A 21,000-nucleotide genomic window follows, 5' to 3' on the forward strand; every position below is an offset into this window, starting at 1 on the left:
GGCTTGGCAACCGTGCCAAGCCTCTTTCTATTGCCCCTAATCGGTATCTTATACCTTGAAGCGGCCGATAAGTGTCTTTAACTGCTGGGACATTAACCTTATCGACTCGGAAGAGGCGCTGACTTCTTGCATGGCCTGCAGCTGCGCATTGGAGGAAGCGGCGATCTCCTTGAACCGGTCGGCAAATTGCCGGGAGATGTTCTCCATATCTTCCACTGACGCCGATACTTCCTCAGATCCTGCAGAGAGCTGCTCGGATGCAGCGGATACGTCATGCAGCCTCTCATTGATCGTCTCCAGACCGCTTCGAATAATGAGGAAAGAATCGCCGGCCTGCTTCACTGTCTCCATGCCGGCTTGTATATCCTGCGTGCTTGCCTTCATCGTAATCGACAGCTCGGCCGTTTGCCGGACTACCGCCTCGATAAGCTCGGCGACCTGTTTGGATGATTGTTCCGACTGGTAGGCAAGCTTTCGCACTTCCTCAGCTACAATAGCGAAGCCGCGTCCGTGTTCTCCTGCTCTCGCCGCTTCAATGCCGGCATTGAGCGCCAGCAAATTCGTCTGTGTTGCAATTCCGGACATCATCGAGACGATCCCGCCAATTTGCTCGGAATAGCCTTCTAAAGCGTGAGCTACACCGGCTGCTTTGCCGGAGGAGGTGTAAATGGATTCCATTCGTTCTACCGCTGCTGTAATGGATGATGTGCCTTCGGAAGCGTTGTTGGTCGTCTGCTGTGATACATCGGCAACGACAGCTGCGGATTGTGCGATATGCTGCATGCTGCTCGTAATCTCTTCCATAGCCGAGGCAACCTCCGTCGAACGCAGTACCTGCCCGGCTGCCCCTCGTGACGCTTCCTGGATGCTGCTGGAGATGGCAGTGCTTGCTCCGGCAGTCTCTCCTGCATGAAGCGAGACGCCTTCCGCGGTCGCCAGCAGCTTGCTTGAGCTGTCGCTAATGCCCTGAATAACCGTTCTCGTATCGAAGACGAGCTGCTGGAATGCGCCTGCAAGCTGTCCAATCTCATCGCGGCGTTTAACGTCTGGCATATTAACCAATGTAAGATCGCCGTCGCCGACCCTCGCAACCTGAGCTTTCAGTTTTTTCAGCGGATTGGTCAAGTAGCGCGCCAGCGCGTATATAAGCAGCATGCTGGCAAGCAGAATGGCCAGCGAGATCCAGATCATATTGGTCCGGCTTGATTTGATAAGATCATAAATGGCGGTCGCATCCAGATCGGCGCCAATGACGCCGATTAGCGCGCCATCGCCAGCTACAATCGGCACATAGGCTGAAATCGTTGCTCCGTAGTCGTCGTTAGTCAGATCGCCGATCTGTGCCTTTCCTTCCGCAAAAGCCCGGATCATGCCTTGATACGGATTCTCTTCCGTGGTGCCGATGGGCGAAAAATCATCTTCGGCAACATCGGGAGGAGCTCCGTCTACAACATAGAAATAGCCTTCTTGCTCGCTGTAACCGAGCGTATATAAATATTTCAAACCATTTGCCGCTCGTACATCATTTAATTGCTGTCTCAATTGATTGTAGTAAGCGGTTTCACCTGAGTCGGGGCCAAGCTCGGTATAGGCATCTGTAGAAATCAGTGTTAGAGCCCTTTCAGCGACGGCCTTTGCTTGCAGGCCCATTGAATCTTCGACCAGCTTGGTTGAAGAATGATAGATCGTTAAGCCAAGCACGGCTCCGCCCAACAGCAGAATGCCGGAAAAAAAGACAAACATTTTCGCAACCAAATGGTTCATGAACATGAGACAACCCCTCTTTATCTATAGACCGTGTATAAAGCTGCGAGTCATATTATACCATTTTTGAGAAGCGGACACGCGGAGTATTTTTACGAAAGTGTTGCATTTATGCATAAAAGCAAGACTGAGGTAAACACTGTTTCTCTAGACCCACTCGATTTTGGTCGGTTATGATACCGTTATAAAAGAAATGGAAATGAGGGAAGGAAACTGGTTCAATACGAGGATATTAAGCAGGGCGAGAAGGGGGCCTGGGTCAGCATCACGGCCTATCTTGTCTTATCGGCGTTGAAGCTGGGAGCAGGCTATTGGTTTGTCTCAGGAGCACTCGTTGCGGACGGATTCAATAACCTTACGGATATTGTTGCTTCCGTTGCCGTGTTAATCGGGCTCCGTATTTCACAAAAGCCGCCGGATAAAGACCATCCCTATGGACATTTCAGGGCGGAAACGATTGCAGCACTTATCGCTTCCTTCATTATGGCAACTGTAGGCATTCAGGTGCTGATTAGTGCGGCCGGTGATCTGATTTCGGGCAAGGGGCATGTGCCTTCACTAATAACCGCATGGGTTGCGCTGTTTGCAGCCGTCTGTATGGCTGGCGTATATATGTATAACCGGCGGCTGGCGAAGCGGATTAACAATCAGGCGCTTATGGCTGCAGCGAAAGATAATCTTTCGGATGCACTGGTTAGTACCGGCGCCGCAATCGGCATCATCGGTGCTCAATTTGGACTGCCTTGGCTCGACCCGGTTGCAGCATTCGCTGTAGGCTGTATTATATGCTGGACGGCTTGGGGGATTTTTTACAGTTCAACACATGCGTTGACGGACGGATTTGATGCGAATGAGCTTTCATCGTTACGGACGACGGTGGAGAGCACAAACGGAGTTAAGTCGATTAAAGATATTAAAGCGCGTGTACATGGCAGCAACGTATTAATCGACGTGATTGTGCAAGTGGATCCGCAGCTGTCTCTGATTGAAAGTCATCGAATTAGCGACGAGATTGAGAAGCGTCTGGTGCGGCGAAGCAATATTATGAGCGTGCATGTACATGTGGAGCCTTTAGAACTGCCCGATAACTAGAAGCCGGCGAAAAGTTGCAGAATTTACATCCTATGGGGACATGTAAATGTTGGTAATCGAACCATACGGAGAATAAATTGGTTCTAAAGGCTCAGTCATCCATGGCAAGGTTATCCTTGTTGCTGCCGAGACATAGAATCTGTCTCAAATGCAGTGAAGGCAACGGGTTCAGCATATCCCGATTTAGAAGCGTTCCTCCCGGGGAACGCTTCTTGGCGTTTATTTACAACCGTCCTCTGAAACCTTGTGCCTAAATGGGTGAGAGCGCCAATTAGGAATATCGGTCGATGCTCGATGAGCAGACCGATTCTACAATGGGAACAGCGGCATGCGAGAAGGCCGCAAACAAGGAGGCGTACAACTATGAACAACAGGATTCGGGCAAGGCTCGTAACGACAACTCTTTCAGCTGCGTTATTGCTCAGCGCTGTCTCGGTTTCAATCCCGGCTGCATGGAACGCACAAACGGCTTCGGCCGCAGCTAGCACTACCGTATCGGCAGGACAAGCTTTAATCAAGGCTTCCGTATCATTCCGGACATCCCCTTCAACATCGGCATCGCGCATTAAATATTTGAAAGCAGGCGAGCTGGTAACTGTACTTTCTCAGCCGAACAGCTATTGGTATCAAGTGAAGGATTCGAGCGGTACAACCGGCTATGTCAGTTCGCAGGATCAATATATTACAGTTGGCTCCGTTCCGTCCAGCGGCGGAAACTCCGGCAATAACGGGGGCTCCGGCAGCGGTTCTGCTTCAACCTCAGCTTCTGTTGAGAAGGTCATTGCAGCAGGATTGCGTTATTTGGGGACACCTTACGAATACGGCTCAGACCGCAATACAACAACGACTTTTGACTGCTCGGACTTTGTCCGGCAAGCATTTATGGATGGCGTAGGCCTTAAGCTTCCTGCGGATTCGCGCGGGCAAGGAAGCTATGTGAAAAACAAAGGCAATGCAGTGACCGACTGGCGGAAGCTGAAACGCGGCGATATCATGTTCTTTATGTCCTATAAAGGAACGAAAGCATCAGCCTATTCCGGAGTAAACAAGTCAACAGCGGCCATTACCCATGACGGTATCTACTTGGGAGACGGTAAAATTCTACATACGTATTCTAAAGAGAGCGGCGGCGTCACGATCAGCAGCATCGAGGGAACGCACTGGGAATACCGCTTCCTGTACGGTGGAAGCGCGCTGAATTAATTGAAAAAGGGATGTGTCCGCACCAGCGGGCACATCCCTTTTTCATAATTAACGATTAGTGAAATTTACGAAGCGATTCCAGAAATTTATTGCCTGTAATTTTCGGAGACCCGGCATTGATGCGGAATACTTCATCCGATCCGGCTTTGTTGATGCCTGGCCTTGTCGTGAAGAACAAGGAGACGCCTTGCTCCTTCTGAAGCTTTTTCACTGTAGAATTGAAGGAACCAAACGGGAACGCGATCATTTGGTACTTGTTGTCCAGCTCATCCTTCAGCTTGCCTTCGATCAAGGAAATATCCTCTTTGACTCTGGCGATATATTCCGCTTTCGTCTCCAGACGCTTCTCGTCTTTCAAATAAATGCGGTTGCTCAGCATTGGGCCTTTTTTGCTGCCGCTTTCGTTCAGCGCCGCATAATTATGCAGATCGTAAGTATGGCTGTAAAAGCTGAAGCCTTCTTCTTTCAGCTTGCGCATCGTATCCCAGGACAAGTGCTTCGTGTGTACGTTTTGTTTGTCGCTGCTTGCGCCGATGATGAAATGGGTAGCTACAAAATTATACTTTTTCATAATCGGAACCGCGTACTGATTGAAGCTTTCATAGCCGTCATCAAACGTAATGACAACTGCATTGTCAGGAACCGTCCCCTTCTTTTGCATGAAATCGGCAAACTGCTCCACACTGATTACGTTATAGCCATGTTCTTTCAGCAGCTTCATATGCGTGCCGAAACGGCTTGGCGAAATGGTGGCTCCGCTTTCTTTGGTATCAATGTGATGGTACATCAGCACGATGACCTTGTTCTTGTAGTAGGAAGAGGAAGCATTCAACTGGCTGGCAGATACCGGCCAGACGACTGCAAGTGCAATAACTAAAAGTGCGGCAATAGCTTTCATTTTCAAAAGTAATCCCTCGCTATCGTGAAATATATAAGCCTAGGCGTCCAGCTGCCTTTCCGTTACGGATGGAGAAGCAGGTTGTTTCTTCGGCTTCGGAAGATTTCCGAAGATGACCCATGAGAATGGGATGAAACGGGCGACAAGTGAGACGACGATCCACGATGCAATAAGAGCGAGCAGGAAGCCTCCCAAATACCATAAGTGCAGTAACCAGGCTTTGCCCGTATGCAGCGGATATAGCCGGTATACGAGCAAGAAGAACGGATGAATCAAATAGATGCCGAATGATAGAGCGCCAAGTCTTGCAAGCAGTTGAGGCAGCTTGAACGGCAGCTTCCGGTATAGAAGATGAGCGAGCTGCAGCAGGACAAGCGCCGTAAGCAAGGCGTGTATGTTCCAAATCAGGTCAAACAGCGTCGTGTTCGCTGTATAAATATGTTTGCGGTTCAAATAGTAGATATAAACATGCGACAACCCTGCAGCCAGCCAGAGCACCCATAGCGATAACCATACGATAACACGGCCAGTTGTTGCATTTTCCTTCGCCATTACGATCCAGGCTTTCAGCTTCGGATAATAGATGCCGAGCGCTGCGCCAAGCAAGTAGTAGGAGAAGTAAGCAAGAGCCCAGCTGCCCCGGTTCGGAACAGGTGTCTCAAGCACATACTTGTTCATAAGAATGAATGCCCATTGAATCAGAATGCCGGCTGGAATCGCCAGCTTGACGAGTATGGGAAACTTCTTCATCAACCATAGGAAAAGCGGAAACAGTATGTAAAATTGAATGCTTATGTATACAAAGTAGAGATGCGTATAAGCTTTGCCGGTTATGACCTTGCTCCAGAAGCTCTCTAGTGTTGCAGATAACGAGCGGTCCGGGTAATAGAGATAATGCAGGACGGCAAAGTAAAAGACTGAAAATACTAGATATGGAATGATAATGTAAAGCAATCGTTTTTTGTAAAACCCGCCTATCAGCTGGCCTGTCAATGGACGTGAATAATAGTTGTAAAATAAGACAAAGCTGCTTAAAAAGATAAAGGTTGTCGTTCCGAACTTCATAAAAATATTAAAGAAGTTATAAAGGAAAAAATAATTGGAATTGACCATATCAATGGTGGCGAATGAGGTCGAGTGGACCGAAAGCACGCCAATGATCGCAATTGCCCGAACGAGCTGCAGTTCAGGGATATTCTCCTTTTTTTGTAATGCGGCATTAGCCATTAGCAGGGAACACCTTCTTCAGTTTTTATTAAATCTATGAAACTAGCAACCTAGCCATTATAGTATAAACGTCCTCCTTGGCACAATATGTATTAAAATCCCAAACATGAGCAATTGGCTTTCATCCCTTGCGGGGTAAGGAAAGCCAATTGCTTCACGCTGGGAAATTTTTTTCCAAATGATGATAAAGCAGGTTTAATCACGCGTTTTTCGTCTAGCGACTCCGCTTTGTCTAGCTGCCTGCATGACCCGGCGGCGTACTTCTTCCACAATACGGGTATTGAATACGCTTGGAATAATATATAAGCGGTTCAACTCGTCTTCACTGATCACCGATGCGATCGCTTCGGCTGCCGCCAGCTTCATTTCTTCATTAATAGTAGTTGCTCTGCTATCCAGTGCTCCCCGAAAAATACCCGGAAAGCAAAGGACGTTATTAATCTGGTTCGGATAGTCCGACCGCCCGGTTGCGAATACCGCAACGATATCTTCTACGAGCTCTGGCCGGATCTCGGGCTCGGGATTGGCCATGGCGAATACAATGGGGTCAGCGGCCATCGATTCGATATGCGCTCTCGTCAGTATTCCGCCGGCGGATACGCCAATGAATACGTCCGCCTGCTGCATAGCTTCTGCAAGTCCGCCGCTTGCGCGTTCCGGATTTGTATGCTCTGCGTACCATTGCCACATTGGATTGCTGTAAGTACGGTCGGCGGTCAGAATGCCTTCCCGGTCGACGCCGACAATATGTTTCGCTCCGCCGGCAAGCAGCATCTTTGTGCAAGCAGTGCCTGCTGCTCCGATACCACATATGACGATTTTTGCCTCGGATAGGTTGCGATTCGTTAACTTAAGCGCGTTGAGCAGACCGGCATACAAGACGACGGCTGTTCCATGCTGATCATCGTGAAAGACCGGGATGTCGAGCTCGTCGCGCAGACGCTTCTCGATCTCGAAGCAGCGGGGGGCAGAGATATCCTCCAGATTAATGCCGCCAAAAGCAGGCGAGAGCTGCTTGACTGCGGCGATAAGCTGCTCTGTGTCCTGCGTATCGAGGCAGATGGGAAAGGCGTCGACGTCGGCGAACTGCTTGAAGAGCATCGCTTTGCCTTCCATAACGGGCATAGCCGCGTAAGGGCCGATATTGCCAAGCCCAAGCACGGCGCTGCCGTCCGAGACGACAGCGACGGTGTTGCGCTTTATCGTCAGCGTATAAGCTTTGGACGGGTCCTCGTGAATAGCCTGGCACACACGGGCCACCTCGGGCGTATAGACACGGGAGAGGTCATCGCGGTTCTGGATGGGCGTTTTGGGCTGAATTGCAATTTTGCCGCCCAGGTGAAGCAAGAAGGTACGGTCGGATAAATGCTGAAGCCGTACGCCAGGCACCGCCTGAAGCGCTTTGGTTAAGCTGTCTGCCGTGCCTGCCGCAGTTGTCTTCACTGTTAAGTCGCGAACGCTGTAGTTTTTGTCAGTATGGATAACGTCGATAGCGATTATGTCGCCGCCGGCAGCTTCAATCGCTGTAGCTGCCTTCCCGAACTGGGCCTGCTTCGTATCAATTTCCAGCCGGAGTATGAGTGTCTTGCCATCCATGCTTCCTTCCTTCATGGCGATCCGCTCCCTTTGTATTTCATATGGTCTAACTATATCCTATATCGGGCTTTGCTATTCGAGTACCGAATGGTACAGGGGGAGGGTGGCAATAAAAACACCGTCACTGCATAAGGCGCAGGACGGCGTTAGGGCAACTCTTCGGATCATATTGCTGATTGCGCTTCGTAAGAAGCTGGCTGCGGAATTGGCCCGAGGTATAGGGCTCCTGGATGAGGTTGAACCACTTTTCCACGACGGCAGTGGAGTCCAGCATTTCTCCAAAACCATTCTGTATAAAGTATTCGCAGTTTTCTTCCTCTTGGCCGGGAATCGGCTCGTAGAACAGCATCGGAATGCCTTTGCTCATGCCTTCTGTGCAGGTCATGCCTCCAGGCTTGGTAACGAGCACATCGGCTACATCCATTAATTTGCTGATTTCCTTCGTGAAACCGAGAACGCGAATGTTGTCATGCTGGAATAAAGGATGGGCCAGCATTTTATCGCGAACCTTCTCATTATTGCCTACACAGAAAATGAGCTGGACGGTTTCACGCCATTTCGTCATATATTCGAGCAGATGATCCTCGATGAGTCCCCAGCCGCCGCCCATAATTAGAACGGTAGGCAAGGCCCGAAGCTGAAACTGCTGGCGAATTTCTTCCTTATCATAAGTTGTCCAAAAATTCGGATGGACGGGGATGCCGGTTACTTCGATGCGGTCTGCGGCTACGCCGCGATCGGTCAGCTTTTTCTTCACAAGGGAAGTGGACACCAGATATTTGTTGACTTCCTTGTTCACCCAAGAGCCGTGGGCATCGTAATCGGTAATAATTGTACATATTTTCAAATCGAGACCAAGCCGTTTGATTCGGCTGACGACAGCGTTCGGTACCGGATGGGTGCATACGATGAGATCCGGCTTAAGCTGTGTAATCACCTGCGCAGTATGGGTGTAGAACATCCGGTGAAGCGCAAGCTGCGCGAAGCGGTTGAGCGATTTTTTATAATTGCTGCGATACATCAGTCCAACCACCTTGGGTTGTTTGCTGACGGTCTTACGATAGGCGGAAATAATTAAAGGCCCTAGTATCGGATTAAGAAAACTGCCCAGCTCAATGACTTTGGTCTGTATACTGTGATCCAGCTGACGCAGGCCTACCGCTAACGCATATGCGGCTTGCGTGTGCCCCGACCCGAACCCCTCGGAGAGAAGGAGCACTCTTTTCTTACGCATAATGTCACCTACTTTTCTAATTCCATATTACGACGCAAGTGAGGTTTACACAAGTTATTCCAACATGCTTTACGGCAGCCTCTCTCTATTTTATTAAGAACACCGGCAATTTAAGACCAGGGCGTGTCTAAAAACTCGTTCAGTGGCACCTTTCACCGCCTTTCCGCCCCCTGCTTCGTTCCGTTTGCTTGACGTACCCCCTGGTACACCTTCACAAACGCGCCTTGCATGGAACGAAAATTCGGCAAAATTTGCTGCCCTCAGAGTTCTCAGACACACCTAGCTTGCTTCTTTCAGGAAATTTAATTTATGCTGAAGGCAGTAAAAAGGTCCGCTTGATTAGAAGTCTCTTTATTATAGTAATAAGACGTGAAATTCATGAGGTTGCAATCGCTGTAAGTATTTTAACACAATTGGAAGGAATAGGTGAGACAAAATGGAGCAGGATACGAAAAAAACACCGTCATATGAAGTCGGAGACATTGTACAGGCTGAAGTGAGATCGGGACATTATGTAGCAGAAGTGATGGAACTGAACGGTCCACGTGCGCTGGTGAAAATATTAGCAGTGATGAAGCATCCGGAGCAGGGAGACCTCCATTCGCCATACAACCCTGATGTACCGATGTTCCACGAACGGAGGGCACTAAGCTACACGGAAAAAACGACCGTATTGCTTCGCGCATTGTCGGCATACGGACGCAGCACGGTTCCCGATTATAAGCAATCGCTGCTTGCGGCCGCGGAAACGGCGGCGGAATCGCTCGATCAGTTGAAGCGGTGGGCGGAAAAAAGTTTAATTTTAATGAAAGAGCTTGAAATGGATTATAACAAGTGATAAACTGAACGCATGAACAAATGACCGAAACGTTATTTTGGTCAGTTTTGCGGAAAGGAGGGAATGCAAATGGCAGCGGAACGCAAGCCGATCGACCGCAGAAAGCAAATAATTGACGCTGCGTCGAAATCATTCGCAATGTTCGGCTATAAGGCGACGACGATGGAGCTTGTTGCGAAGCTGGGCGGTGTCGGCAAAGGAACAATCTATACGTTTTTCGCGACCAAAGAAGTGTTGTTCGAGGAGATCGTCAAGCAGATGACGGCGGAAATGAAGGCGATAGCCAATGCAAGCATCGACCGGAAGAAGCCTTTTTTCGAGAATTTGAATAAAGCGCTCCACGGTGTACTGCAGTTCAGAGAGCAGCATGAGCTGTTCGTTAAGCTGAACCAGGAGCTATGGGAAGTTAGAACGCCAACGGTTCAGGACGGCTTGGCGCAGATCGAGAGGGCGGTCGTCAACTTTATCGAGCAAGAGGTGCGCATCGGCATCCAGCAAGGCGAGCTGCAAAGCGATAATCCCGAGCTGACTGCTTATTTGATCTTCAGGACGTACATTGCGTTAGCGGTCGAGTGGGGCAGAACGCGTGAGCCATTGAGCAGGGAAGCCGTGAGCGACCAAATGACGACGCTGTTCCGGTACGGTTTGAGCGGAGGCCCTGAAGCGACTACTTAATGAAGCAATACGATGAATGTCAGCAGTAGAGCGGAGTAAATTGTGAGGAATAAGAATGAATGACCGTTTATCGGCGCTCCGGCGGATGACGGTTATTATTTTCGAATGAATTGACCAAATGACTATTATGGTTAAATAGTCATAACAAACAAGAGAGATGTTTACGATATGAAGGAGTGGCTGAGATGAAAGGGTTGCGTCAATTCGGCAGCGAGCTGTCTGCCATCATTAAAAACCGTAAAGTGCTTATTCCGGTTATCGCCATATTAATGGTACCGGTGCTTTACAGCGGATTGTTCCTGGGGGCATTCTGGGATCCGTACAGTAAAATGGATGAGTTGCCGGTAGCCGTCGTGAATTCCGACGCGGGTGCTGAGCTAAACGGCAAGCAGCTTGCGATCGGCGAGCAGTTTATTAATAAGCTGAAGGATAATCCGAGGTTCAAATGGGATTTTGTCGATAAAGAAGCGGCAGAGCAGGGCTTGAAAGATAACCGCTATTATATGGCGATCGAGATACCGGAGAATTTCTCCGCACAAGCAGCGACCTTGACCTCCGACAAACCCGCACCAGCGGTCATCCGCTATTTGCCGAACGAGAGCTTGAACTTCCTCTCGGCGCAAATCGGGAATACGGCCATCGAAACGATGAAGGCTCAGCTAAATAAAGAAGTTACGAAAGAATATGCACGTACCGTATTCGAGCAAGTGTCGGTGCTTGCGGACGGACTTGGGGCAGCTAGCGACGGCGCAACGAAAATTAACGACGGAACGCTGACAGCCAAGAACGGCGCTGCTACGATAGCGGCAAATCTGGCTAAGCTTAGCGACGGTTCCCTGTCGGTTAAAAACGGCGTCAATCAACTGGTTGCGGGAAGCTCCGATCTGGAAAAAGGAGCAAAGGATCTGAACAAGGGCGCAAGCTCGCTGAGCTCAGGCCTGAACCAGCTGGCAGGCGCAAGCGGTCAGCTGCAGGATGGTGCTGCTAAGGCAGATAAAGGAGCTAAACAACTGGAACAAGGTCTTAAACAATCGGCTGCCGGGTCTGCACAAGTAGCGGCAGGAGCAGAGCAGCTGTCTCACGCGCTTGAGCAGTATGCGGCGGCTGTACCGGGGCTGGCAGACGATGCAAACTTCAAGCAAATGGTAGAGCAAAGCAAGAAGCTGGCTGCAGGCGCCAAAGCATCGGCGGACGGGCAGCAGCAATTGAGCGGCGGCGCGGCATCGTTGACCAGCGGATTGGATACTTTGGCTGCGGGAATGGATACGTTTGGCTCGAAGCTGAAAGAGGCGTCGGCAGGCGGGCAGAAGCTGGCAGCAGGATCCGGCTCGCTGCAAGCGGGAGCAACGAAACTGCATGGCGGCTTGAATCAGCTGTCAGCAGGGGTAGCTACGGTTGCGGACGGCTCCAGCCAGCTCGCGACGGGGGCGAATCAGCTTAGCAGCGGTTTGGTTCAATTGACGGATGGTACAGGTGAATTGTCCAGCAAGCTGAGCGAAGCGGCAAACAAAACTTCATCGCTTCATGCCGGTGACGATATGTTTGATATGTTTGCAAGTCCGATTGACGTCGAGACCGTTGTTCATGACAGCGTTCCGAACTACGGTACCGGCTTTGCGCCATACTTTATTTCCCTTGGCCTGTTTGTCGGCGCTTTGCTGCTGACGATCGTGTTTGCAGTAAGAGAGCCGGCTGTTCAACCTGCCAGCGGCTGGAGCTGGTTCGTCAGCAAGCTGCTCGTAATGGTAGGAGTTGGCCTTATTCAGACTGTCATTGTTGATGCGGTATTGTTGTACGGTTTAGATCTTCATGTTCAAAATGTAGGCCAGTTCTTCCTGTTCAGCTTTATTACCAGCATCACCTTCATGAGCCTGATTCAATTTCTGGTTACGGTATTCGATCAGCCGGGCCGTTTCATCGCCATCGTTGTTCTGATCTTCCAGCTGACAACTTCGGCCGGCACGTTCCCGCTGGAATTGATTCCTGGCTGGATGCAATCCTTTAACGCTTGGCTTCCGATGAGCTATTCCGTTTCGGGCTTTAAAGCGGTAATCTCGAGCGGCGACACTTCGGTATTGTGGTCGAACACAGGCGTGCTTCTGCTGTTCTTTGCAATCTTCAGTGTGCTGACGCTCGCATACTTTGTTATCGTTCATCGCAAACAAGCAGGCAACACTGAATTGACGGCTGCGTGACTATAAAAAACGTCTGGAGTAAATGTTAACTCCAGACGTTTTTTTTGTGAAACGGTGCTTGTTTGTATGATTTCACATATAAAGGCATGGAAAATCGCTGCAATGTGACAAATGATGCAAATATAACGCCAAATCGTACATGGACGCATCGGTTTGTTTTTAGCATAATGGTGTTTAAAAACATTCGAATCGGATGTGCAATCTATTTATTGATAAATACCGTTTGCAGCGGCTCCCTGTATACGACCTGAAGACCAAGCGAATCGGATAGGGCGGCAAGCGGCAAATAAGTCTTTCCCGCACTTTCTTTCACGTCGCTTAGAAATGCCGGAGGACCTTTGAGCTCGGTGCGGATTCCGTCTACAACAATGTATTTCGAACCGATGGCAATGACAGCGCGATGCCCGTTATAGTCAAAGGTTGCGGTTTGCGAGGACGAGCTCCAGCTCAGCTTGGCACCCAGCGCATCTGCAATATCGCGCATGGCGACAAAGGTGCGGCCGTCCCGGATAATCGGTTTGGAGGCGTTCGCCGGCAGTTCTTTTCCCGCTGCGACTACCGAGATGGACACATCCGCCGCCCGAGGCCGGACCGTACGATAGCTGCCCCAGACCGCTTTGGAGAATGCGCGGCCGATAGCCGCATAACCTTGACGGTTCGGATGAACATCTCCGTCTGCGATGGAAGTAAGCTTCGTCTCGCTCCCGAGAAACGGTGCGCTAATATTGACTGCTATGGCATGGGCGCCTTCTTTGTTCAGTCTGGCAACGATGCTGTTCAGACGATCATGAAGCTGCCCCAAGCCTTTCAGCAAAAACTGGCGCTGGTATTCCGGGAAAAGCGGGATCGTAAACGAGCCGACCTTCAGAGGGGCTGGAACAGGCAAGTATTGATCGGCTATGGCGATCTTTGCATCTGGATTCAGCTTGACGATTATTCGCAGCGCTGCTTCCAGTTCTTGCTCATAAGTATTCAACAGGTCTTCCAGCAGTGCATTGGCTTCTTCAATTGGCGATTTTTGCTGGAGCTTGACCATCACGTCAAAAAGGTCGTTGCCGCCGATCGTCATGACGATCAAGTCGGCCTGCTTCAGGGAAGTGTTCAGTTCCTTCGTCCGGGAGACGATATCCTTCGCTCTCGGATCGGGCAGCTTCTTCTGAATGTCATCGGGGCTTGCGGTCCGTCCATCAGCGGCTGCTTGAACAAGCGCATGCAAGCCTGTCGTCCGCAAGCCAAGTATTCCATAATTCGTATAAGCCGTCCGATTGCCAAGAAAGAGAGATTGCTCAAAAATATGCTCCACATAGCCGTACGGAACTGAATGTTCGGAAAATCCGTATTCATACCCTGCGGTTATCGAATCGCCAAGGGCGGCAATCCGGTAATATCCGGATGACTGAGCTGCTTTGCCGGCAGTATTGCCTTGAGCGGCAGCAGGTTCGGAAAAGCCTGTCCAAGCTGTTATTGACAGTGCAGCACAAGCGAGTAAAAGTATGGCGGGCCTGATGAACTTATCCCTATATTTTCTATACAACATGGTCACGTCCTTTTGTTAAAATAATTGAAGAAGAGGTGAATAACCGAACAATAAGGTGCGAACTAAACTTTATCACAATCATAAAAAATATTAAATTGCTAACGTTTTGGCATGGTGATAAGATAAATTACAAGCTGAAATGGCAGGATACCGCTCGGGAAAAGGTCAACCCTGGTCGATATCGGCGTAATAATGACATTTCAATACAATACGAACAATATCCTTTGTTTGGCAGGAAAAAGTTTGGATTCACGTTGAAAGGCTGAATATTCGCGCGATTTCGACAAGAATTATTCATGAACGGCTTTACGGCTCGCCGAAGCGCCTCGCCTGCACCGTTCAACGCAATCGTCAATAAGTCCATTTATAGCGCACCGTTCGCTCGAAGAAATGGCTTGGTTTCACAATGCTTGCCCAAAAATCTTCTGTAAGAGAGGTAGCACAGGATGAAAGAGAAAATTTTTGGATTACCGCCGAAGCAAGGACTTTATGATCCGCGATTTGAGAAAGACGCATGCGGCATGGGATTTGTAGCAAACATCAAAGGTAAAAAATCGCATACCGTCATTCGCCAAGCGCTTACGCTTCTGGAGAACATGGAGCATCGCGGCGGTCAAGGCAGCGAACCAAACACGGGGGATGGCGCGGGAATTTTGCTTCAAATTCCGCATGACTTTTTCGCACGGGAATTGAAGAAGCAAGAGATTCAGCTGCCGCAAGAGGGAGAATATGCCGTTGGCATGCTCTTTATGCCGCATGATGAGCAAATCCGCAGCGCTTTCGAGCGCGACCTGGAAAACATTATTAAAGAGGAAGGCCAATCGGTAGTGGGCTGGCGTACTGTTCCAACAGATGACAGCAAGCTCGGCGAATCGGCGCTTTCCGTTAAACCATATGTGCGTCAAGTATTTATCGGAAAAAACGAGAGCTTGAAGGATGTTCTCGCTTTTGAACGCAAGCTGTACGTTATCCGCAAACGCGCGGAGCTTGCGATTCGTTATTCCGGCAAGGAAGGCGGAGAGATGTTCTACTTCCCTAGCTTGTCGAGCAAAAAGATCGTATATAAAGGGATGCTTACGACGGAGCAGGTTCGCTCCTTCTACCAGGAGCTGAACGACGAGTCTGTCGTATCGGCTATGGCGCTCGTTCACTCCCGTTTCAGCACGAACACGTTCCCAAGCTGGGAGCGCGCGCATCCGTTCCACTATTTGATTCACAATGGCGAGATCAACACGCTCCGCGGCAACGTTAACTGGATGCATGCCCGCCAGACGCTGTTCGAAACCGAACTATTCGGTGAGGATATGGACAAAGTGAAGCCTGTTATTAATCCGGACGGTTCGGACACAGCGATGTTCGACAACTCGCTTGAATTCCTGTTCCTGTCGGGCCGCTCACTGCCGCATGTGGCGATGATGATGGTACCGGAGCCTTGGTCGAATGACGAGGGCATGGACGATGATAAAAAAGCGTTCTACGAATATCACAGCACGCTCATGGAGCCATGGGACGGACCGGCTGCAATGGCGATTACGGACGGCTCCAAAATCTGTGCCTACCTTGACCGGAACGGACTTCGTCCTGCACGTTACTATGTAACGAAGGACGATCACATTATTCTTGGTTCTGAAGCAGGTACAGTTGATATTCCAGCCGAGGATATTTTGTACAAAGATCGTTTGCGTCCAGGCAAAATGCTTCTGATCGACACGGAAGAGGGCCGCATCATTCCGGATGAGGAAGTAAAAGCGCAGGTTGCTTTCGAACATCCTTACCGCGAATGGCTCGACGAGCACCTCGTTGGTCTGGATGAGCTTCCTGATGCGCCTGAGCTGCCAGAGCCGGCTCATGAGACGGTGCAGCAGCGTCAGCAAGCGTTCGGCTATACATTTGAAGACGTACGCAAAGTGCTGGAGCCGATGGCGAGCAGCGGTCAAGAGCCGATCTCGTCGATGGGCTACGATGCTCCGCTTGCGATTTTGTCGGAGCGCCCTCAGCGCTTGTACAACTACTTCAAGCAGCTGTTTGCGCAAGTAACGAACCCGCCGATCGATGCGATCCGCGAAGAAATTATTACAGCTGTCGGCACGACAATCGGACCGGAGCGCAACCTGCTCAAGCCGGAGCCTGAGAGTGCGCGCCACATTAAGCTGGATACGCCGATCTTGTCCAACGAGCAGTTCGCGAAGCTGCGTCATGTTCGCCGTGAGGGCTTCAAGTCCATCACGCTGCCGATCTTCTTCACAGCATCCGAAGGCGAAGAAGGACTTCGTTCCGCGCTTGATCTCATGTGCGAAGCGGCAGACCGCGTCATCGACAAAGGCCATAACATTCTGATCTTGTCTGACCGCGGCATTGATCGTGAAAATGCAGCGATTCCGGCATTGCTTGCTGTATCTGCGCTGCATCACCATTTGATTCGCCAAGGTACACGTACGAAGGTTGCTATCCTGCTTGAATCCGGCGATCCGCGTGAAGTGCATCACTACGCGCTGCTTTTGGGCTACGGCGTAAGCGCGGTTAATCCGTACTTGGCGTTCGAATCGCTTGACGATATGATCCGCCAGGGCTTGCTGCGCAATATTTCGCACGAGAAAGCGGTCAAAAACTATATTAAAGCGGCGACGAAGGGCGTAACGAAGGTATTGTCCAAAATGGGCATTTCGACGGTTCAATCGTATCGCGGCGCACAAATTTTCGAGGCAGTTGGCTTGAAGGAAGAGCTGATTGACCAATACTTCACTTGGACTCCGTCCCGTATTGGCGGCATCGGTCTTGACGTTATCGCCGAAGAGGCGCTGAAATACCATGATAAAGCGTTCGCTGAGCAAGAGGGCGGCGAGAAGGAGCTCGACTCCGGCGGCGAATATCAATGGCGGAAAGACGGCGAAGAGCATTTGTTCAGCCCGCAGACGATTCATACGCTACAAATGGCTTCCCGCGCCAACGATTACAAGCTGTACAAAAAATTCTCGGCTCTCGTACAAGGCGAAGACAAGAAGCACACGATGCTTCGCTCGCTGTTGAAATTCAAGGATGGACTGCAATCTGTTCCGCTTGAGGAAGTGGAATCGGTCGAATCGATTCTGAAACGGTTCAAGACGGGCGCCATGTCCTTCGGTTCAATCAGCAAGGAAGCGCATGAGAGCCTTGCAATCGCGATGAACCGGATTGGCGGCAAGTCCAATACAGGTGAAGGCGGCGAGGATCCGGCGCGTTTCATTCCAGATGCGAATGGCGATTCCCGCCGAAGCTCCATCAAGCAGGTTGCATCCGGCCGTTTCGGCGTAACGAGCAACTACTTGGTTAACGCGGATGAGATTCAGATCAAAATGGCGCAAGGCGCTAAGCCTGGTGAAGGCGGACAGCTGCCTGGCCGCAAGGTTTACCCTTGGGTAGCTGAGGTTCGCGGCTCTACGCCTGGCGTAGGCTTGATCTCGCCGCCTCCGCATCACGATATTTATTCGATCGAGGATTTGGCCGAGCTGATTCATGACCTGAAAAACGCGAATCCGCGCGCCCGTATCAACGTGAAGCTTGTTTCCGAGGTTGGCGTTGGTACGATTGCAGCAGGTGTTGCAAAAGCACGCGCTGACGTTATTATGGTCAGCGGCTATGATGGCGGCACGGGCGCATCGCCGATGAACTCTATCCGCCATGCAGGTCTGCCATGGGAGCTGGGTCTGGCTGAGACGCATCAAACGCTGATGATCAACAACCTGCGTGACCGCGTCGTTATTGAAACAGACGGCAAAATGATGAATGGCCGCGACGTTGCAATCGCTGTGCTGCTCGGTGCCGAAGAATACGGCTTCTCGACAGCTCCGCTCGTTGTACTCGGCTGCGTCATGATGCGTGTCTGCCAGCTGGATACTTGTCCGGTCGGCGTCGCTACGCAAAACCCTGAGCTTCGCGCGAAATTCATGGGCGATCCGAGCCATGTCGTGAACTACTTGAAATTCGTTGCAGCAGAGCTGCGTGAAATTATGGCGGAGCTTGGCTTCCGTACCATTCAAGAGATGGTGGGACGTGTTGACGTTCTGGAGACGAAGCAGCTTCTGAACCATTACAAAGCGAAAGGTCTGGATCTTTCACCGCTGCTTCACCAGCCGGAAGTACCGCAAGATGCTGCACGCCATAATGTACAGCAGCAAAATCACGGCCTGGAGCTCTCGCTTGACGTTCAACAGCTGGTTCCTGCAGCGCAATCGGCGCTGGAGAGCGGCGAGCGCGTACGCGGCTCGTTCCCGATCTGCAACACGAACCGCGTTGTCGGTACAGTGCTTGGCAGCGAAGTAACACGCCGTTACGGCGCGAAAGGCCTGCCAGAGGATACGATCTCGTTCCACTTTGTCGGCTCTGCCGGCCAAAGCTTTGGCGCATTCGTACCGAAAGGCATTACGCTCTCGCTTGAAGGCGACTCCAATGACTATGTCGGCAAAGGTCTTTCCGGCGGCAAGCTGATCGTTGCTCCATCGCCAAAAGCGACTTTCATTGCCGAAGACAACGTCATTATTGGCAACACGGCGCTTTACGGCGGCACCGACGGTGAAGCTTACATCCGCGGTATTGCCGGCGAACGCTTTGCCGTCCGCAACAGCGGCGTCAAAGTCGTTGTTGAGGGCGTGGGCGACCATGGCTGTGAATACATGACTGGCGGCCGCGTAGTTGTACTAGGCAGCACGGGACGCAACTTTGCAGCCGGCATGTCCGGCGGTATCGCCTACGTCTATGACGCTAACGGTGACTTCTATAAGAACTGCAACATCGAGATGGTGCTGCTGGAGCGCGTAGAGGAAGAGGCGGACGTTGCCGAGCTGAAAGGCTTGCTTGAGAAGCATGTCTTGTATACAGAGAGCGGACTCGCTTCCCGTGTGCTGAACGATTGGGATGCATCGCTTAATAAATTCGTCAAAATCATTCCGAAGGATTACAAAAAAATGCTGGAGCACATCCGCAAAGCCGAAGATTCCGGCCTTGCAGACGACGCAGCGCTTCTCGCCGCGTTCGAAGCCAGCATGAAAGATCTCGCCCGTACAGGCGGCTAATGGAGTGATAAGTGAAAGGACTGTCCCGGGTGCCGGGACAGTCCTTTTTTTTGCGTTAGAAGGGCGGTGAGGCGTTCTAGGGCTGTGTGAGGTGGTATAAGTATGGTAGCCGCAAGATACTCCGTATGGCAGGAGTACAGACAAGTGTTGCGCTAATTGAATGTATATATACATCTCTTGAACGTCGCTGCGGTGCCTCAATCCGAATGAGATCATGTGCCGCCCATAATGTGCTGAATTTGCTCCTTAACGTATGGTTGCAACAGAAGTAATATCCTTCACAACTAGCAGAGCTTACACGCCGAATGGCGCGTTTACGTTGTTATCTGTGCATATAGTTAAACTAACTAATTTCTGAATAGTAGTACTAGTACGTCGGATGGTGGATTTATGCTGTTACCTCTGCATTATAGGCGAAGGTATTAATTAGCTAATCTGATATCGATGTTGAAACTAATTAATTCTCACACGGACTGCTCAAGCTACTAAATTAATCACCTCTAACTGTGGCTATTGGTTTCTAGTAACTAGAGAAAATAATTTCTCTACAAACTCCACTTTTTTCTATATATTTTTATCCTCAGGGGAATTTAAGCCGATTTGGAGCAGATAAGTACACTTTTTTCTTTATTGCGAAATTAGATTCCGCTCTCGTGAACTTTCTTACACTAAGTCAACGAAATGTGGTGATGGACAGAAAATAGAGAAATTTTATACCGGAGTAGCGAAATTGCAAATCACAATGTCTATACAATTAACAGTACTCATACGCCAGATGGTGTCTTTAGCAGTTACCTGTGTTGCATATGATCGATGTTTTAACTAACTAATCTGATCTGGACTATGCGAGCATAGTTACTAATCAACTCTAGCTGCTGCTATTTGCTTCTAGTAACTAGAGAAGTGAATTACGCTATAAACATCACTTTTTTCTCTATATTTACGTCCTGAATGGAATTTCAGCTGATTTCGGGCAGATAAGTACACTTTTTTCTTTATTGCGAAATCAAATTCCGCTCGAGTGAACTTTCTTACACTAAGCCAACGAAATTTGATAATGACCAGGGAATAGAGAAATTTTATGCTGGAATAGCGAAATTGCATGCGACAGATTAAGTGGAGCTGAAGGGGAATAGTCACAAGCATTTCAAAGTGTAAGAATGAAGCGAGCGCATGCACTTGATCTTGAACAGCAACATGAGGAACTGAAAATGTGTGAGAGCGGAGCGCCACGAGTTCAGTCTGACTTTTCGAAGGTTCCCATCATCCAGTTCGCGGAGCCGAACGTTAAGATGGAATCAAGAACGGCAGAATGAACCGTGACGCACAGCGAGCGCATGCCTTTGAACTTCCACTCCGCCAAAAAAGCGGAGGAGGCATTTTGCGCAGTGAAAAAGGTGTGAGAGCGGAGCGTAACGAGTTCAGTCTGACTTTTCGAAGGTTCCCATCATCCAGTTCGCGGAGCCGAACGTTAAGATGGAATCAAGAACGGCAGAATGAACCATGATGCGCAGCGAGCGCATGCCTTTGAACTTCCACTCCGCCAAAAAAGCGGAGGAGGCATTTTGCGCAGTGAAAAAGGTGTGAGAGCGGAGTGGCACGAGTTCAGTCTGACTTTTCGAAGGTTCCCATCATCCAGTTCGCGGAGCCGAACGTTAAGATGGAATCAAGAACGGCAGAATGAACCGTGATG

Annotated in this window: 13 protein-coding genes; 6 read left to right on the plus strand and 7 right to left on the minus strand. The window is 50.2% G+C overall.

The features are described from left to right. Positions 1 to 48: 48 nt before the first annotated feature. Positions 49 to 1,764, minus strand: coding sequence for a methyl-accepting chemotaxis protein (locus tag ACFVVF_RS14270; protein ID WP_387810426.1), 1,716 nt, complete (start codon positions 1,762 to 1,764; stop codon positions 49 to 51). Between the two features lie 213 nt (positions 1,765 to 1,977). On the opposite strand from ACFVVF_RS14270, the gene ACFVVF_RS14275 reads away from it, so the two are divergent. Both ACFVVF_RS14275 and ACFVVF_RS14280 read left to right on the plus strand, forming a co-directional pair. Beyond that, positions 1,978 to 2,856 (plus strand): cation diffusion facilitator family transporter, encoded by an 879-nt coding sequence (locus ACFVVF_RS14275; RefSeq protein WP_387811481.1) that lies wholly within the window; start codon positions 1,978 to 1,980, stop codon positions 2,854 to 2,856. 363 nt (positions 2,857 to 3,219) lie between these two features. After that, entirely contained in the window at positions 3,220 to 4,059 is an 840-nt protein-coding gene (locus tag ACFVVF_RS14280; protein ID WP_387810428.1) for a C40 family peptidase, read from the plus strand. Between the two features lie 55 nt (positions 4,060 to 4,114). Here the strand turns inward: ACFVVF_RS14280 and ACFVVF_RS14285 are convergent, their stop codons facing one another. From ACFVVF_RS14285 to ACFVVF_RS14300, 4 genes are all read right to left on the minus strand, one after another. After that, positions 4,115 to 4,957, minus strand: a complete 843-nt coding sequence (locus ACFVVF_RS14285; RefSeq protein WP_387811484.1) for a polysaccharide deacetylase family protein — start codon at positions 4,955 to 4,957, stop codon at positions 4,115 to 4,117. Between the two features lie 39 nt (positions 4,958 to 4,996). After that, positions 4,997 to 6,184 carry an acyltransferase gene (locus ACFVVF_RS14290; RefSeq protein ID WP_387810431.1) on the minus strand — a complete coding sequence of 396 codons (1,188 nt, stop codon included), beginning with the start codon at positions 6,182 to 6,184 and terminating at the stop codon, positions 4,997 to 4,999. A gap of 195 nt (positions 6,185 to 6,379) precedes the next feature. Further along, positions 6,380 to 7,795, minus strand: coding sequence for an NAD-dependent malic enzyme (locus tag ACFVVF_RS14295; protein ID WP_387810434.1), 1,416 nt, complete (start codon positions 7,793 to 7,795; stop codon positions 6,380 to 6,382). A gap of 106 nt (positions 7,796 to 7,901) precedes the next feature. Beyond that, positions 7,902 to 9,014: an MGDG synthase family glycosyltransferase gene (locus ACFVVF_RS14300; protein ID WP_387810437.1), complete on the minus strand. Its 1,113-nt coding sequence runs from the start codon at positions 9,012 to 9,014 to the stop codon at positions 7,902 to 7,904. Between the two features lie 436 nt (positions 9,015 to 9,450). Here ACFVVF_RS14300 and kapB point away from each other — a divergent pair, with 436 nt between their 5' ends. The 3 genes from kapB (at position 9,451) to ACFVVF_RS14315 (ending at position 12,722) form a co-directional block, all read left to right on the plus strand. Further along, entirely contained in the window at positions 9,451 to 9,852 is a 402-nt protein-coding gene (gene kapB / locus ACFVVF_RS14305; RefSeq protein ID WP_387810440.1) for a sporulation phosphorelay system protein KapB, read from the plus strand. Between the two features lie 69 nt (positions 9,853 to 9,921). After that, complete coding sequence (locus tag ACFVVF_RS14310) at positions 9,922 to 10,527, plus strand: TetR/AcrR family transcriptional regulator (protein ID WP_387810443.1); 606 nt, start codon at positions 9,922 to 9,924, stop codon at positions 10,525 to 10,527. Between the two features lie 185 nt (positions 10,528 to 10,712). Beyond that, complete coding sequence (locus ACFVVF_RS14315; RefSeq protein ID WP_387810446.1) at positions 10,713 to 12,722, plus strand: YhgE/Pip family protein; 2,010 nt, start codon at positions 10,713 to 10,715, stop codon at positions 12,720 to 12,722. Positions 12,723 to 12,924: 202 nt separating this feature from the next. Here ACFVVF_RS14315 and ACFVVF_RS14320 read toward each other — a convergent pair whose 3' ends face one another. Beyond that, positions 12,925 to 14,259: a stalk domain-containing protein gene (locus tag ACFVVF_RS14320; protein WP_387810449.1), complete on the minus strand. Its 1,335-nt coding sequence runs from the start codon at positions 14,257 to 14,259 to the stop codon at positions 12,925 to 12,927. A 446-nt stretch (positions 14,260 to 14,705) separates the two neighbouring features. On the opposite strand from ACFVVF_RS14320, the gene gltB reads away from it, so the two are divergent. After that, positions 14,706 to 19,307 (plus strand): glutamate synthase large subunit, encoded by a 4,602-nt coding sequence (gene gltB, locus ACFVVF_RS14325; RefSeq protein ID WP_387810452.1) that lies wholly within the window; start codon positions 14,706 to 14,708, stop codon positions 19,305 to 19,307. 1,421 nt (positions 19,308 to 20,728) lie between these two features. Here the strand turns inward: gltB and ACFVVF_RS14330 are convergent. Next, positions 20,729 to 20,908, minus strand: coding sequence for a hypothetical protein (locus ACFVVF_RS14330; protein ID WP_387810455.1), 180 nt, complete (start codon positions 20,906 to 20,908; stop codon positions 20,729 to 20,731). Positions 20,909 to 21,000: the final 92 nt, after the last annotated feature.

Origin of the sequence: Paenibacillus sp. NPDC058174 (assembly GCF_042883865.1) — a bacterium.
Taxonomy (GTDB): Bacteria; Bacillota; Bacilli; order Paenibacillales; family Paenibacillaceae; genus Pristimantibacillus.